This is a genomic window from Paenibacillus sp. JT31N17, from assembly GCF_056269255.1.
This window is the reverse complement of record NZ_JBWDNP010000013.1, coordinates 83836-101532: the sequence shown is the minus strand read 5'-3', so window position 1 is coordinate 101532 and position 17697 is coordinate 83836. Positions and strand designations below refer to the sequence as shown.

The 17697-nt window shown below is 54.1% G+C and carries 10 protein-coding genes; all 10 read right to left on the bottom strand.

The window, feature by feature from the left end:
• Positions 1 to 37 precede the first annotated feature (37 nt).
• The gene (locus AC0YOB_RS29105; protein ID WP_475795774.1) at positions 38 to 2836 is read right to left on the bottom strand and encodes an alpha-mannosidase; all 2799 of its coding nucleotides are present in this window, start codon (positions 2834 to 2836) and stop codon (positions 38 to 40) included.
• A gap of 129 nt (positions 2837 to 2965) precedes the next feature.
• Positions 2966 to 3994: a family 20 glycosylhydrolase gene (locus AC0YOB_RS29100; RefSeq protein ID WP_475795773.1), complete on the bottom strand. Its 1029-nt coding sequence runs from the start codon at positions 3992 to 3994 to the stop codon at positions 2966 to 2968.
• 28 nt (positions 3995 to 4022) lie between these two features.
• The gene (locus tag AC0YOB_RS29095) at positions 4023 to 4976 is read right to left on the bottom strand and encodes a carbohydrate ABC transporter permease (RefSeq protein ID WP_475795772.1); all 954 of its coding nucleotides are present in this window, start codon (positions 4974 to 4976) and stop codon (positions 4023 to 4025) included.
• Positions 4977 to 5247: 271 nt separating this feature from the next.
• Positions 5248 to 6141: a carbohydrate ABC transporter permease gene (locus AC0YOB_RS29090; RefSeq protein ID WP_475795771.1), complete on the bottom strand. Its 894-nt coding sequence runs from the start codon at positions 6139 to 6141 to the stop codon at positions 5248 to 5250.
• Entirely contained in the window at positions 6134 to 8851 is a 2718-nt protein-coding gene (locus AC0YOB_RS29085) for a DUF5696 domain-containing protein (protein WP_475795770.1), read from the bottom strand. Before AC0YOB_RS29085 ends, AC0YOB_RS29090 begins: the two co-directional genes overlap by 8 nt.
• A 24-nt stretch (positions 8852 to 8875) precedes the next feature.
• The gene (locus tag AC0YOB_RS29080; protein WP_475795769.1) at positions 8876 to 10936 is read right to left on the bottom strand and encodes a YIP1 family protein; all 2061 of its coding nucleotides are present in this window, start codon (positions 10934 to 10936) and stop codon (positions 8876 to 8878) included.
• Positions 10937 to 10952: 16 nt separating this feature from the next.
• Positions 10953 to 11825 carry a carbohydrate ABC transporter permease gene (locus AC0YOB_RS29075; protein ID WP_475795768.1) on the bottom strand — a complete coding sequence of 291 codons (873 nt, stop codon included), beginning with the start codon at positions 11823 to 11825 and terminating at the stop codon, positions 10953 to 10955.
• A gap of 6 nt (positions 11826 to 11831) precedes the next feature.
• On the bottom strand, positions 11832 to 12734 hold the full coding sequence (locus AC0YOB_RS29070; protein ID WP_475795857.1) for a carbohydrate ABC transporter permease: 903 nt from the start codon (positions 12732 to 12734) through the stop codon (positions 11832 to 11834).
• Between the two features lie 141 nt (positions 12735 to 12875).
• Complete coding sequence (locus AC0YOB_RS29065; RefSeq protein ID WP_475795767.1) at positions 12876 to 15827, bottom strand: extracellular solute-binding protein; 2952 nt, start codon at positions 15825 to 15827, stop codon at positions 12876 to 12878.
• Between the two features lie 94 nt (positions 15828 to 15921).
• Positions 15922 to 17361 (bottom strand): ABC transporter substrate-binding protein, encoded by a 1440-nt coding sequence (locus AC0YOB_RS29060; RefSeq protein WP_475795766.1) that lies wholly within the window; start codon positions 17359 to 17361, stop codon positions 15922 to 15924.
• Positions 17362 to 17697: the final 336 nt, after the last annotated feature.

Below are 17697 nucleotides of genomic sequence, written 5' to 3'. Positions count from 1 at the left end.
AATAGCTTTGAGCCATCTCCTTCTGCTCGATCATCTGCTATTCGTGAAGCCTCAGGCTGAGGGTAACAATCTCCGCCCCCCGGACCGGAATATGATTCAAATCCGCCCGCTCCAGGCGCTCTTCCATGATGCCGCTCCGCCAGCAGTCCGGGATTGGCGCTTCATTGGCAGCGTTATCCGTCTTGCCTCCGAATGAAGGAGCAGCAGTCAAAACCTGCGGCCGCTTCGAAAGATTGTACCAGCGCGCAATTACATCGCCGGTCTGCTCCGATACCTTCAGAGCGGAAAAAGACAGCATATCCCCCTGCCAAGGCAGAAAGGAATGGTCCGCCGGCAGTTTCCCGGCATGAATGCCCGTCTGCTTCACCAGCAAGGGCACCTGGAATTGATAGGCTTCCTTCATAGAGGCGGCTGAGCCGTGACACAGCAGGTTATCCTCCCCGGAGGAAGCTTCCATGACCGGGAATGGAATGATTTCCAGGCTCGTTTTATGCCCGCCAAGGCACTGGGCTTCCGGCGTCGGGAAATAACCCCAATCCCCAAGCTCGCCCACGGCACGCAGCAGCGTGACGGCAATGGTGCCTTTTTCATCCTGCAGGATTTCATATTCGTTCAGACCCAGATTGGCTATGGTCAAGCCCTCGGAGTCCCCCTTCAGCGTAACGAAAGCCTGCTGATGCTGGCAGTTGCTCGGGTTGGACCACTGGGCAGAAGGCGCATTATTGCGCTCCGCCACCTCGAAGATGGAATCCGCCATATGCCTTTCGGCACGGAAGCCGGTCTCGAACAACACCCGCAGACGGTGGTCATGAGCCTGATTATTGAACGAGCTCTCTACCTTCACTCCGCAGCCGCTGCGGTCCAGCGATACACGGGTAGTAATTTCAAAAGGAATCAGCGCAGGCGATCGGCCGGACCTCCGGCCCGTGAACCAGACAAGCTCCCGCCGCTCCTGCTCCAGCAGGGAATCCGCCGATTGGGGAATCATCATCAGGTGCCTGATCTCGAAGGCCGCATGATACGGCGTATCTTCAAGTACCCGGATATCCGCATGCGTTCCTCTGGTGGTAATTGGCTGGTCATGGTTTGGCTGGCGGTACATGTATTCATTGCCGATATCTCCGGTATTCTCATAAATGCACAATCCCGGCAGCTGAACTCCCGTCCGTTTGTCGGTGATTGTTAAGGAGCCGTCCGCTTCAATGGTCACCGCAAGGTTGTTATTCTCCATCGTGGTGCTGCCGGTGATCATGGTGCCGAGAGCTTCCTGCGCTTCAATCGGCTGGTAATTGCGCAGCAGCGCATACGTCGCGTGCCCAAGTGCCGGAACGTTCTCCACCTCGAACCGGACCTGAACGGATCGCGCAAAATAAGGCTGCCGGAACCGGTCCTCCGGCAGATCGTAACCGAAACGCAGGCCAAGATCCGTAATATCGCCGCTGATCTCGCCGCCCTGTGAATCAATCATCCGCAGCCCCGACAGGTCGATTGCCTTCAAGGCTTGCTTCATATCATAAAAGCCCATTCCTTCACTGAAATAGATGCGCTGCAGTTCAATATCGGCTGTAATCACGCCGCTGCGCTTCCAACCGGAAGTATTGACGATGACAAGCGGATACACCTCCTCCGCTTCAACAGCGGCGAAGCCGCTGGTATCGATGCTGCCGGTCAGCGAGGCAAGGCTATCTTCAATAATCGCTTCCGCCAGATGCCTGCTTCGGGCAAAGCGGGCGACCATTTCCGCATGCACCTCATCCACGCTGCAGCCGCAAATACTGTCATGGGGATGGTTCTGCATCAAGGTTTTCCAGGCATGTGTAAACAGATGATGCGGATAGGCTTCCCCGGCGATGTGGGCGAAGACCGCCAACGGCTCGGCGGCTTTCTCCAGCAGCGCCTGGCCCTGCTGATTCATCTGCTTCAGGTAGATCCGGGAGGACGCGGTATTGACCAGCGTGGACCAGCCGTCCGTATGCTGGCTGCGCAGCTCTCCCTTGACGACGGATAACCGCTCAGGCAGCGATGCCTGCACAGCCTTGATGTAATCGTCGAAATTCGAATGGACGAAGTTCAGCTCCGGAAACAGCTCCGAGGCTGTCTTGATGGCCTCTGCAGCATCGCGCTGGACGGGCTGGTGGTCGCAGCCGTTCATCATCAGCCAATGCGGCGTTGAGGCATATTTGGCTACTTCCTCAAGCTTGCGGCTCCAATAGTCCCGGGCTGCCTCGCGGTCCTTCGGGATTTCATTCCCGTTGCTGTACCAGTTGGCGAACAGGATGCCGAGCACCCGCGAGCCGTCCGGCGCTTCCCAGATCATTTCCGAGAATGGGGATTCATACTCCTGCGAATCAGACACCTGATTATTGAAGCCTGTCGGCTTGACGCCGCGGCCGAAAACCGCATTCGTGATTCCGGCCTGCTGCAGCAGCTGCGGAGCCTGCCCCATATTGCCGAACGAATCCGGAAAATAGCCGACTTTGGAAATAGCGCCATATAGACGCGCATCCTGATGGCCGTAGAGCAAATTGCGCACATTGGCTTCGCTGCTTGTCAGAAACTCGTCCTGCAGAATGTACCAGGGACCGATATGTATCCGCCCATCACGGATCATCCGCTCCAGAAGCGGCTTTTTCTCCGGGCGGATCTGCAAATAATCCTCCAGGATGATCGTTTGGCCATCGAGATGGAAGCTCCTGAAGCCGGGATCCTGCTCCAGCGTTTCCAGCAGCGTATCCATCAGCTTGATTAGCCGGACGTGATGCTTCTCATATGGCAAATACCATTCGCGGTCCCAGTGGGTATGTGAAATAATATGCACCGTTGTGGATGAGGTCAATAGCTTCTTCTCCATTCTCGGATGTAGGTTCGATGTATAGTACAGATAGTAAACACGCTGACAGCGGCCGACTCCACGTTTAGTACATGACTGTAGCAGACAATGCCGCCCCGCCGTGTGCTCAGCCTGTCACTGCGGATCTTCCTGCAGACGGTTCATCACCGTCCTCAGCGTGGCAGCAATGCCGGCAATATCCCCTTTATCCTCCCCCAGATCGCCTTCGCCGAAGAGGGCCGATACCAGCTTGGCTCCGGTGGCGTTCCAGCCGGTCACGAGCATGCCCGGCATCCTATCCAGCGCACCGCGCTCCTGGGCCTGCTGCACGGACTGGCGGAAAAATTCAAGCGCCGCTTCCGGCGTTTTCCAGCAGGAGGGCCATACCGTAAAGCCTTTATCCAATAAATGACCCACCGACGGGTAAGCATCCAGCTTGTCGTAATGCCAGTCGCACAGCACGATATCCTTGGGGATACAGTCCACTGCCGGCCATATACCGTAAATATCCCCCTCCCACTGGTCATATCCCAGACCATGCGCGTCGATCAGACGATCAGCCCACATCAGCATCTGCACCTGGCGTTTGCCGACCACATGGCCGTAATAATCATTCGCAGCTTTCGCAAACAGCTCCGCTTTGTTCCTGCCGCGGCAGCGGGGACATCCTTCGTCGGCAATGGCGAACACCTCATCCATGCCCACATGAAGCGCATCCGCCTCGAACGCATCAATCAGTTCATCCATCAGGTCGAAGACAAGCGCGTTCACGTCGGGATGCGACGGACACCAGCTCGGACAATAAAATTCCGGCCATTTGGCGTCGGCTGGAACATGCGGCGTTTCGTCAAATTCGGGATAAGCGCGCAGCAGCGAATTCCTTCCGCCGCCCCATCCCTGATGGCCCAGACAATCCAGCAGGGGAATCAGGCGGATTCCCCTGCCTTTGCACAGCGCCGATAATTCCCGCGCGTCCTGCCGGGTCAGCGTACCGCCGGATACCTCCGGATGGGTGCTGAATTGAAAATTCGTATTTACTTCCAGAATCAGCACATTGACGCCCATGGGCACCAGCGCTTCCTCAATGACTCTTTTTAAATTGTCCACATCCTCATGCGATCCGAACCGCATATGAAAACCGCGCAGACTCCATTCATTATTCATGGGTTGTTCCCCTCCTCGAAGCTGATTGCTAACCGACAAGCCCTGTACGCTCCACACCCTCGACGAAGTACCTTTGAACGAAGAAATACATAATAATCAGAGGCGCTGTCAATAGAAGAACGCCGGTATTAAGCAGCATCGACTGATAGACCAGATCCGGTTCCCTGCCCAGCACCGAGCCCATATCCATGAGCTGGGTCGACAGCACCTTCACTTTGCTGAAGAACAAGGAGACATAATAGCTGTCATTCCACTGCCACACGAAGGAGAACAGCAGCACCGTCACAATCGCGGGCAGTGCGTTCGGCAGCATGATGCGGTAGAAGGTCTTGAAGATCCCCGCTCCGTCGACAAGCGCCGCTTCTTCAATCTCCTTGGGAATCCCCCGGAAAAATTGCCGGAAAATAAATATATACAGTCCGTTCTTCAATCCCATTCCGGTCGCGGAGGAAATCAGAAACGGCCAGAACGTATCGATCAGGTTCAGACTCTCCCTGCCGGAGAACAGTCCGACCAGACCGAATAAATCAAAATAACGATAGGTCAGATATAGCGGAATCATGATCGTTTGCGGCGGAACGACAATCGTGAACACGACCAGTCCGAAGAGCAGTCCGCTGCCCTTGAATTTCAGCCTGGCAAACGCGTAAGCCGCCAGCGCGCAGGTCGCCAGCTGAATCAGCGTCGTACCCGAGGAAATCAGAAACGTGTTCAGGAGCGTAGAGAAATAGTTGGTCGCTTCCATGGCAATCTTGATATTATCCAGAGTGAAGTTCCGGGGAATCCACAGCACCGTGGGGTCATAAATGTCCACCTTGCTGCGGAAGGCGACCGAGAGACGAAGGAACAGCGGGAACAGGATAATAAAGCAAAACCCGACAACCAGCACGGTCCGGACGATGATCCACAGCCATTGCTTGATCTTCTCCAGCGGATTAAATTTGGTACTCATCATCTCCGCATAAGCGGCAGGCGATTTCATTGACGATTCCTCCCTTCGGTAATCATGCCGGTTTAAGAAAACTTCAGAGCGGGCGGAATGCCCTTTTGATGCAAATATAAGAAAGAATAAAATTTCTCCATACTTTGCTTATATTTTTGAGGGAAGAAACCAACTTGCCCGCCTGAGGACGGTAAAGCTGTTTCTTCTTAATCTTATAGAACGTATAAGTTTCACCTTTATCCACTTTTATAAGGTCTGAGGGAAGAAACTTGCTGCGCCGCCAAAGGACGGCAACAGCCGTTTCTTCTTGCTAGTCATAATAAAACACTTTCCTCGATATGATGCTTGTGGACACGCCCAGAATCACGGCAACCACCAGGAAGTACACCCATGACATGGCCGCGCTTTGGCCGAATTCGAATGACTTGAAGGCCGTCTCCGAAATCAGCGAGTTGATGGTATTGTGATTGAACGAATCAATGATGGAATACACCAAATTGGTCAAAATCAGCGGCGTCATCATCGGAAACGTAATTTTCCAGAATATTTCGTAGCCTGTCGCCCCTTCGATCCTGGAGGATTCATACAGGGATGGCGAAATCGACTGCAGACCCGCCAGAAAAATCAGAATCTGCACGCCGGATGAGCTGATAATTTCATAAATCCGGTCCACCGCACCGGTAATGTAGTTGACGAACACGGGAGCAAGGCCCGATTCAATCAGCATTTTTTTCAGCTCGAAGCTCTGCATCAGGCTGCCTTCGCTCTCTCCGCCGCCAGCGGGAGCCGAGCCGCCGACAAAGCTGCTGATATCCAGGTTGGCGATTGCGGCAGAGGCCAGGATCACAGGCAGGAAGAAGATCGCCCTGGCAACGGCGCGGCCTCTGAATTTCTGGTTGAGCAGCACAGCGGCAAACAAACTGAAGATAATGATAATCGGCACATTGACGACCATGTTCGTAATGGATTCCGTCAGCCTCCGGGGGAATTCCGGATTGGTCGTAAACAGATTGCCGTAATTAGCGAAGCCTTCGTAATCGACTGCAAAGCCGCCTTCAACCAGACGAATGGAGCTTAAGCTGAAACGGAAGGATTCGATCAAGGGCAAAATAAACAGCAGCACCATTCCCAGCATGAGCGGGGATGCGAACAGAACCCCGTACCAGGCTTTTTTCTGCGTTAAGGTCAATGGCTTCCTAAACATGCTGCTCACCGCCTACCCGGTAGCTTAAGGCCCCGATTTGCAAGCCGTTCACCGCTGCCGCCGTATTGTTGTAGTTGATTGTGATGGTTATTCCGTTCCCGAACGTTGTCCGGACGACGCCCGGCGCCGGTTTGCTGTGCTTCACAATCGGTTGATTGCGCACTTTGGCAAGCACCGGATTGGCTTCGTCATACAGCCCGACCGCTTCTTCAAACCAGCTTTCGTAGCTCAGCGCATACAAGCTGTTGAATGCCGTATCCTTTACCTTGGCTGAGTCGCTGTACGACCACTGATAGAAGACATTGGAGCCGGTCTCCAGCGCTTTGAGCAACGACATACGGGGATTCTGCAGCTCGTCCATATTGTAAGGAGAACCTGCCAAATCAAAATAGCCATGCAGGGCTATCTGATAGAACGGAATATCCTCATCGGTAATATTCATGCGGCTGCTCCGGACCGGCGCGTTCACAATGATATCCGCATAAGGCAGGCTGTAGGCGCTGCCGCCGCTTATCATCAGCGGGCCTGCCTGCTTCTTCAGCTTATCCGTCTGACCGGCAATGACCGCGAGCGCATCCTGACGGTTAACCGACCTGCCTGGGTCAAAGTCCGAATTGACTTCATTGCCCATATCCCGCAGGGACAAGCCCCTGTTCCCGATATCCGCAAAGTCCCGCAGAAAACCGTCCACCTGCTTCGGCAGCGCCGCCGGCGACAGGATGTAGTGGGAGAACCTCGCCGTATTCTTGGCATACATAACCGGATCGTATTGATAAATGGCCGCTTTGCTCCGGTCCAGGAAGGTTGCCGAGCCTGACGAGCCCTTGTATTTCTCCATGAAAGCCACATCCGGATAAAAGCCGATTCCATTCTGCTTCACATAATTGGCCAAATCCCGGAATCCGCCTCTGCCGCCCAATGCTCCGGCAATGCTGATCCTGGATGGCGAAGAATGATTGATGCCGCCGTTAAACCAGCCGACATAACGCAGATCGATCTGCTTGACCCCGGCAGCCCTCAGCTTCTCGAGCAGCGTCCGCGCCTCACTGAAGCTGGTCAAGGATTCCGCAGCTTGATAGGGAATGCCGAGGAATGATTTGCTTTTGCGGAACGCTCCGGCAAGCTCCAGGATAAATGGCGCATCTGCAGCTTCCGCCAGCGGCTTCAATTGATATTTCTCCGCCAGATATGCCCGGTACTGTCCGGCCATTCCGACATAATCGGCGGATGCTCCGGATAGAAAGGAGTACCGGAGCTGCAGGCTGCCCCCATAGATTTTGCTCTGGAACATGGGGACGGAGCTTGTTTTGGTGCCGGAGGTCAAGGTGTAGAAATCCATCGCCACAACCTGAAATTTGCTGCTGACCGCATTATAGGAATCATTGCGCCCGCTCACGTCCGCCGTCACGCTGGCCAGTGCATCGCCGTCCTCAATAATGCCAAGGAGCGCATGATCATTTTGTTTCATACCGAATACCGGAAGGCGGGTGATTTCATTGGATTGAATCCTCTCCCGCACATCGTAGGTGCCGTCATTGCCGTACACGGGCAGGCTGTAGGGCTCCGCGTTCTGCTTGCCGCTGTTCAGATGGATCAGGGCTCCCGAGCCGTCAGGTACAAACAGATAACCGGATTTGTCCGTACCCGCAGCGCCGAAGTATTTAAGCACCTGCACCGTTGCCAGGGGATAGGCTTTATTATAGACCAGCTCCCGGGCCGGCACGCTTACGATCAGATTCCCGCCGTCAAGCGTATATTCAACCGGCACGGTGAACTCCGCATTTGCGGCGGCGGCCGCTTCACCGGCTCCATTGGCCTTATTGTCTTCAGCGGCGTCGTCGGCTGTGTAGCCTGCCGCCTCAAGCAAAGCGGAGAGCTCTTCCGCGACATAATCCTGAAGCTTGCGGACCGTGTAGATTTGCTTTTGCTCATCCAGACTGAATTTGAATGCGACATCCTTGCGCGTTTCCTCATCGGCAATCTGATCGAGGATCTGCGTCTGAAACCGCTCCTTGCCGATGACTTTGGGAATGTTGGCATAGCTTTTGGCAATATTGCCGATCCGGTATACCACCTTGAGCCCGTTGTCCATGGCCGAGATTTCAAATTGCCCCTTCGCTACGCTGTCATCGTAGCTGTTGAACGCATTGACCTGCCCTTTCTCGTTGTAGTAGGTAACCAGCACCTGTGCGGACAGCTCGGATTTATACAAGGGCGAAGCCTTGGGATCATCTGCTCTGCCCTGTGGATTAGAGAACCAGATATAACCGTCCCGCAAATCCTTCACGGCGGTTTCAGCCGTTTCGCGGTTTACATAGAGCTGGAGCGACTCATTTTCCGCAACCCTCTCCATCGCCCCGAGCGCCTGGATTTCCTGCGGCGTGTTGGCAGTGAGCGTATGAGCTTCCTTAGTGGTGTTCGCGGAAAGGGCTGCGGTTTGCCCTTTTGTATCAAGCTGCCTCTTGTAATCCGTCTGACCTTGAATTTCAGGCTGTCCCGTCGTATCGGTCAGCTCCAACACTCCGGTATGCGCACCTGCCCCGGTTTGCTGCTGCTCCGTCCCTTCGCCATTCCCCGAAGAGAGCCCGGTTCCGGAGCTGCCCACTTGAGCCCCCTGTTCGCTGTAGCTCAAGGAGCCCATGCCGGCCATGCCGCTTATCAGGAGCGCCGCACACAGGATAACGGCGATCTTTTTCTTCTTGACAGCCAAGGGCCATCCCTCCTTCCCTGCCGATTACAATCTGAATGAGATTTCCTTGTAGACGGAAGCGGCAAAGCTGATCATTTGCTGAAGCATGCTGAAGAACAGAACGCCCAGGAAAATAATGATCCCGATCACGACAAGCGTTAGCAGCATCGTTACGACCGTTTTGCCGGCGGAATATTGATGAACCGTCATTGTGCCGGTAAAGAGCAGCCAGATGAACCATATGATCGCCAGCGCATCCAGAAGATAATAAAACGCGCTTTCACCGCTGGTAATCATATTGCTGTACAATGTTTGCGGAATATAGATGATGACAAGAGGAAGCAGGGAATAAGCCGTCGCCATGACGATTTCCTTGAATTTGCCTTCCCCGTCCATCAGCGTGGTCAGAGACCAGTTGGCCACGCACCACAGCAGGAACGGCAGCACGATAAATTTCATTTCATCCAGGCTGCTCAGCTGCTCCGGGTTGTTGAAGTTGACGACAAAGCCGCTGTACTGCCTTCTGACAATCGTGGCAATGACCAGCAGGACCACAATGCCAAGCGCAACCTTGATTCTTCCCTTATGCTCGTATTTCATCTCCCAAAATCCGTTAAAGGGATGAATCATCGTATAGAACGGATTCTGGATGATCCCGAATTCCCGCTCGTATTGACCGGCGGATTTCCTTCGGCCTCCAAGCTTCACAGCCGTGACCAGGCCTGCAGCCAGCAGCGCGATAACGAGCACGATGGTGCCGAAATGGGCGAACACGACATCCTTGCGGTACCGCTTGAAGCTTTCCGAATAATACTCCCGGTTGTTGCCCAGCTTGAAATAATCCATCGCCGCGCGGTTATCGCCCTGCTTGAGCAGGGACTTGCCAATGCCGATATAAGCGACATCGAAATTGCCGTTAAGCTGCAGCACCTTCTTCCATGCTGCGGTCGATTGATCCGTCCTGCCGTTATAGAGCGAGACGACAGCATCGCGGATCCAGCTGCCATAGGGGGTCGGCTCGAAGACGGACAGCCGGTTATTGTCCTTGTCCAGCACCAGCATGCTGCCTCCCAGCATTTCAATCGCGGCAGGGGTGCGGAATTTGCTCTGCTGGCTGCCGAGTCCGCCGAATTGGTACAGCAGATTGCCGTCCTTGTCGTAGGTGAAGATCCGGCCCCGCTTGGAATCCAGCGCGCTGTACATGCCGCCTTCATCCGAGATGATATCGACGAAGATCGAGCTTCCCGGGGAGCTGCCTGTCTCAAGCGTCCCGATATCCCCCTTCGGCGGAAAATAGCCTTTGCTGCGCAAAATATCCACGCCTGACGGATTCAGCCGTTTGATCGGCTGATCGGAATTTTCCTCCGAGGTCGAGGTATAGATAAATCCATCCCCGTCGATATCCAGATTGTTGAACTCCAGCGGAATAAACTGCTCCATCTGCTGACGCTGGGCCTTGGTGGAAATCCGCTTCCAGAACAGATCGGCAGGACTGAATTTCACCCGGTTGGTGCCAATAAATCCATTGAAGAGGCCGTCCGCGTCGAATTCCATGATTCCTTCATAGGAGCCGCGGCTGACGACATAAATCCGCAGCGCTTTATCCACGGCCACTTTCATCGGGATATACTGGAAGCCTTCGCGCAGCAGCGTTGATTTGGGTTCATCCACGATACGGACCAAGCGGCCTTCGCCCGTGAGCTCAACCAATCGGCGGTTCTGGGTATCCGCCACATAAATATGACCCTCTTCATCGCTGAAAACACCTTCCGGCTGGTTGAACCCGTCCTTGCTGCCGTTATTATCGAATTCCCGGATCACCGCGGAGATCTGCAGCTGTTCATCCAGCACAATAATCCGGTTGTTCCCCGTATCGGCTATGTATACTTGATTGCCCGGTCCGATGAACAGGTCCTGCGGCGAGGACAGCGGGCCGATATTCCAATCGTCTCCGCCCATCACCCTGCCGAGCGTATAGGGATTCGGCGAAGGGACGGGATCGCCCCAGTAGGAATAGTTATAGGTATCGCTTGCGGATGCCGTAACAGGAGCGGTCACACCGATCAAGAGCGTCATGATAAATAATGCGGCGATGATTCGTTTCATCTTTAGCTCCCCCCTGCTATTCCTTCAGCCCCGATGTGGACATCGTCTGAATGATGTTGCTCTGCGTCACGATGAATACGGTGATCGGCACGAGCATCATGAGCAGCGTTACAGCTGCCACGGGTCCCGTCCTTGCAAGGCCGCCGCTTGCGATTTGTCCGAATACGTAGTCAACCGTCTTGAGCTGCTCGCTGTAAATATATTTGTGGCTGGTCACCGAGCCGTTCGTCCATAAATTCTGCAGGGAAAAAATAATGAGCGTCAGCCATGCCGGCTTGACGATCGGCATGACAATCTGCCAGTAGATCCGGTACTCGCTGGCCCCGTCGATCTTGGCCGCTTCCAGCAGCGCATCGGGAATTTGCTCCATAAACTGCTTCATCAGGTACAGGCCCAGGGTCATCCCGAAGGCCGGCAGCAGAATCGCCCAGAAGGTGTTGATCAGACCCAGCATGGAGATGATCATATAGTTCGGCACCTGGGTAACATAGGCTGTGAACATCAGGGAAAGCACCACGACCCCGAATAATATCCGTTTACCCGGAAAATGGAGCTTGGCAAGCGGGTAAGCCGCAGCGGAGGCCAGAATGACATGGCCTGCGGTACCCACGATGGCAATAAAAAACGTGTTGAACACATATCTGGAGAACGGCACCCAGGAGTCGCTGAAGATGCCGACCAGATCCGTAAAGTTCTTGAAGGTCGGATTGCGTACAAACAGCTTCGGAGGAAACGAGAAAATTTCATCCAACGGCTTGAACGCATTGCTTACCGTGAACACCAGCGGCAGCGCCATGAAGCAGGCAACCCCTGCAAGCAGTAGAAACAGCAGAATATCCCCCGTCCACGATCGGTTCAGTCTTTTGGGCAGCTTGAATGTCAGTCTCATTTTCTTCTATTCACCCACTTTGGCAAGCAGCTTCTGAGTCAGAAGATTCGCGCCGAGCATAATGCTAAACAATATGGTGGCAATGGCCGAGGCATAACCCATTTCAAACCGGATGGAGCCGTAATCCACCAGATGGGTGACAATCGTGTGGGCGGAATAGTCGACGCTCGGAAAGCCGATCAGGTAGATCGAAATTTCGGCGACGGAGAAGGCCAGCGAAATCTGGATGACCGCCCCGAACATCAGCTGCGGCCGCATGGCCGGCAGGGTAATAAACCACAGCTCCTGCCAGCGGCTCTTGATGCCGTCGATGCTTCCCGCTTCGTATAAAGTACGGTCCACATTCTGCAGCCCGGCGATAAAAGCGAGGAAAGCCGTTCCCAGACTGAGCCACAGCTGCACCATGATCAGAATCCCCAGCACGTAGCGGGGGTCCTGCAGCCATTGGATCGGCTCCAGGATGAATCCCCACTTCATCAGGAAGGAATTCGCGTAACCGTACGAATCGCTGGCGAACAGCAGCTGCCAGATCAGGTAGGTGTTTCCCGCAATCGACGGGGCATACAGAATCAGCGTCAGAAGGGCGCGCAGCTTCGGACGCAGCTCATTGATCAGCCATGCGAACAGGAAGCAGGCCAGGTAGCTGACCGGTCCGGTTATGGCGGCGAACAGGAAGGTATTCTTGACCGCGATCAGGAAGATGTCATCCTGGACGAACAGACGCGCATAGTTCTGCCAGCCGATCCACTTCGGCGCCTCCAGCAGATTGTAGTTCGTAAAGCTCAGCACCAGCGACAGCAGGACCGGGACGATCGTAAATGTGCCAAAAATAATAAAATAGGGCGCCATGAGCACATAAGCATGCTTGTTTTTTTTCATTTCGATAAAAAGGCGCGTCCACCTGGACATCAACAAATTGCCCGGCTTTTGGCTGCCTGGAATACCCGTTCTCCCCATGAGGGAGCGTTCTGCCGCCTGCGGTTTCATTTCGAGTCCCTCATTTCTCAATAGTTCGTTCAGAAAGCTCGGCATCCGCGCGTTTTTTATGAACTACTCCTCATAGGGAAGATTGAATTCTTTGCGCTTCAGGGTGATCTCGTCGTTCATCGTGCGCACATAGTTTTCCATCGTCTCGCGCGGATCGTCCCCTTGAACAACCACTCTGCGGAACGCATTGTCGATATTGCGACCGGTCAAATAGCCGCCGGGCACTTCAGGAATCCCCTGCACCCACTGCATTTGTTCCTTCAGCTTCTGAAAATCCCTGGTCGGCCACGGCAGCCTGCCAAGCGCCTCCATATTGGCTGTCGGATATCTGGCCGCCGCGCCCATGCGGATTTCCATCTGGCGTCCGAAGGCAACTTGCGTGTCTGTGCCCGTCCACCATTTCATGAACGCCCAGGCCGCTTCCTTGTTCTTCGTACCCTTGAACATGACGGCTGACGATCCGCCGCTGCCCACCTCGCGGTGAATCGCGCCATCTCCGGCAGCGGTTCCCGGCACAGGGGCAAAGGACCACAGACCCTTGATCTCCGGCGCAAATACGCTCAGCTTGTTATACATCGTGTAATCGACAATGCCGATCGGCATTTCGCCTGTCCGGAACCGGTTTGCGAAATCCGCGGCAATCGGAATTTTATAATTCATATAGAAGTCCGTCCACTGCTTGAACTGCTGGATGGCCGTTTCCGAATCCAGACCGCTCGCCATCCCGCCATCCTTGTAGAACTCTCCCCCATGCTGGAACAGGAACATCGCCAAGGCCGGGTTAGGCGGCAGTGTGATGATGTTGGTGGTGACCAGATCATTCCCCAGCGAATCGAGCGGCTTCTGCGGGAGACCGAACTGCAGATTATGCTTCTGCAGCGTCGGCAGCATGCCGTACACATCCTCCCAGGTCTGCGGCACCGCAAGATGCAGCTCATTCTCCAGAATATCCGTTCTGTAGAACAGCATCGGGAAGGTCTGCTGCTCCGGCAGGGCGTAATAGCTTCCATTGTACTCGTACGGTACCATGGCGCTTTCGTCAAACTGCTCCCGCACCTGCCCAAAATCGGAGAAGCCTGACAAATCCTCAAGCGCGCTGCGGCTGGCATAGTTCACCGGCAAATCATTGCCGACCTGCAGAGCGATATCCGGCCCCTTGCCCGCAACCGTCGATGGAAGCAGAACGTCCGCGCTTACCAGCTTCAAATTCACATGAATGCCGGTATTGGCAGTGAAATCGTCATCCACCAGACGTTTAATGACCTGCGCCTGGTCGCGCGCCGAGGTGACCCAGACCGATACGCTTTCGCCGCCCTGGTCCTCACCTGAGAAATCATCATAATTCTCATAAAAGGAAGCCAGAAAAGCCTTCGTTCCTGACGTCAGCTTCGTCCAAACGCCGGCATCGGGATCGGGAAGCTCTGCACCCGGCGTGCTGACAATCAAATAATCCAGAGACAGCGGCTGTTCGTTAACGGTGAGCATCCACGAGCCCAGCGCGCCGACATTGGTCTTGAAGGCATCGATCCGCGAAGGAACCGATTCCGGGTTGCCGGCCATATCCTCCAATTGATACGCAATCGTATTAATAATGGCTGTACGCTCATTGCCTTCGCCCGACGACCCTTCCATCCGTTTGGCGATGGCCGCAAGCTGCGCGCTCTGCCTGCGGAACACTTCCGCCATCGCCGGAATCCTCTGCTCGAGATTATAGTCGCGGTATGTATCCGGAACGGTACCGGTATAGCTGATAATTTGGCGGTACATGGCGTTCAGCTCAAGAATGCTGGACTCCACCGACCGCAGAATCGGCGCCAGCTCGCCTAAAGTGACCTCCATGCGGATCCGGTGCTTGCCTTTAGTCAGATGGAACAAGTACGGCTCATCCTTGCCGGAGCCGATCACCTTCATCTGCCAGGACGGGCTATATGGAAAGGCGATATACCGCAGCTCTTCAAAAGGCAGCTCGCCGTCGATATACAGGGTGCGCAGCGCAGACATTCCGCGCAGCGTATTTTGCCTGTTTTTGAGCGCAATCTGATACAGCGCATCCTCCGGCACATCGATTTCCCATTCGATCCATTGTCCCGGCAGTCTCCAGGCCCAGCCGCCCATCGCATTATTGCGCAGCTTGGAGACATGGAAAGGCTCCAGAGCGGGACTGGACCGGTCATTGTAAGGAAGGAGATTCGGCGTTGATTTGTACAAGGCCTGTTCGGCCTGCAGCTTGATGGACACTGCCTTGGCCGGTCCATAGCCTTCTGCTTTATACCTGCTCGCCACTTCCTGATAGGAAGGCGTTGTTTGCGGTTTGGACAGCTTCAGCTGATCGATGACGAGAGGTTCCTTCACGGAGGTCAACGACAGGGTATGCTTGCCTTTAGAGAAATAAAATAAGAAAGGCTCCTCGTAAAAGCCGGTACCATCTTTGATTACGGTATCCTGCCACATCGGCATTTCCACTTGATTGGGAGCAAGATCATTCCCGCGGTCGTCACGTTCGAAGGACTGCTGCTCATTGGTCCATATCCGGTTGAACGTTATGCTTCTCGCTTCGTTAAAAGGAAGGTTACCGTCAATCCGCAGCTCCCGTTCAATGTCGGATTCCTTGCCAGGTTCCGTATACATATTCATCTTTACGTTATAAAGGCCGTCCTGACTGACCTCGAATGCCCAGGAGATCGTACCCGCATCCCCGGTTTTTACGGCTTTGCCCTGCCTGCCCTTGTAATTCTCAAGTACGGCAGCGTCCATCCCCTGCGTCTCGCTGTAATTCTCGCCTTCAATGACAACTTCCTCAGCGGATGCGCCTGTGCTGCTTTGTTTGGACAGATACTCGTCATATCCGCCTTTTTTGAACGAACCGGTCAGGGCTGTCAGGTCCAGATCGGCCGCAGCCGCGGCAGCCGCTGTCTCCGTTTCCCGGGATGCCCCGCCCCGCATGGAGAAGGAGGCATATACAGCCACGGACAGAAGCAGCAGTAAAGCAGTCACTTTCACGATTGGTCGCCGCACTTGGTTTCCCCCTCCTCTTGAGCAGCCCCCTAATCCGCAAGCTCCCGTTTTGACAGCAAACTTTGGATCAGGGGCTCACCTCAAGAGCTATGCTTTATTTGCTGTCCTGAAGCAGCTTGTTGATATTAGCCTCGAACTGCGGTTTCACTTTATCCACCGCGGTTGCCGGCGATACTTTGCCTGTCGTGATATCCGTTACAACGCCTTCGAACAGCTTCTCGCCGTCCGGCACGCCGTAGTAAGAGATATACTCAATGCTGTCCGCCATCTGAGTGCGCGTATCGAGCGACTCTTTGCTCGGATAGGAGGACTCCCATGACTGCTTGGCCAATTGTCGGCCCTCGTCATGAAGGCTGATCTCATCCATGATTCTGGCGGCAGCTTCCGCATTCTTCGAATACTTCGATACCATAAACATATTGCCAAAAGGCGTGTACGAAACGTATTTATCGGCTTTCGGGCCTTTCGGGAAGAACACATAACCGATCTCCTGGTCCTTCATGCTGTCCAGCAGCGTTCCAAGCTCCCAACTGAATCCTGCATAAATGAGGCCTTTGCCTGCGATAAATTCCTTGCTGGCGTCTTCTGGAACAGGCTGCATAATCGACTTATCCGTGTTGTAGAGATCGGAGACGAACTGCAGCGCCTGTATCGTATTCTCGCTGTTCATGGAGAACTTGATTTCGCCGGCTGCGTCTTTATCCAGGGCGCCTTTGTTCGTGTACACCAGCTGCTCGGCCAAAGCTTTGGTTTTGCCGTATGCGCCGGCAAGGCCGAATACATCCGTTTTACCGTCGCCATTGGTATCCTTGGTTCCCGATTTGGCGAATTCGCGGAATTTATCCCACGTCCATTCCCCTTTTTGCTGCAGCTCGTACGGATCTTCCAGACCCAGCTTCTGCACCAGCGTTTTGTTATAGTACATGCCGTAAGGAGAAGGAGCGGAATCCGTCATTCCGTACTGCTTGCCCTTGTAGCTGCCTCCGTTTTTCATCCAGCTGATGTATTTGGCATCGCCCAGATCCAGATACTCGTCTACGGGCTGGATAAATTCCTTGTTGACCAGCTGCGGGAACGCCCAGAACAGCTCAAGCAGGACGATATCCGCGAAAGGCGTTCCGGAAAGCGAAGTCGTAGTGAAGTTTTCCACATATTTGCCATAGTCGGCGAATTTAACGAATTCGATTTTTGTGTTATATTTTTTCTCGGCCGCTTCGATCAATTTGATCTGTGCTTCTTCCGCAGGGCCTTTCTCCGCGATCGTCCGCGGATCGGCATCGTCATACCATACGCCGATTTTCACGGGAGCCCCCTGGAGATCAAAGGTCTTTTCCGCCGGCGCTGCCGGTTCCTCGGGAGCCGCTGCTTCCTCAGGCGCAGCCGCTTCATTGGCCGGAGCCGCGTTATTCGCTGCCGCCGGCTCCTCTGCGCCCGTATTGCCGCCGTTACCTGCACTATTGCCTGAACAGCCTGCTGCCGTAACCATAACGATCAATACGATGAGCAGCGAAGAGAGCCAATTGAACTTTTTCATTTAAAATCCCCCATCATCCGTTTAGGATCGAAATTTTAAAAACCTTAAGCATGAGCAGACGAACCCGAAAGCATGGAAACTTAAGCTTCTCCCTCCTTGTCACTACCGGATGAAAAGTAGAATGCGCTTACAAACCAAAAACATAATGAGCATAAGCGATAAGACCCTCGTGGAAACTGAACTTATGTAATTAGATATACTCTAATCATCGCTTACAGAAGTTATTATAATCGGGTATTTATTTTTTGTAAATATAGAATATACTTTATTTTATATTTTATCTATTTTGTTATACTCAATGAAAAAACCGCCGACCATCGCGGTCAGCGGTTTCTA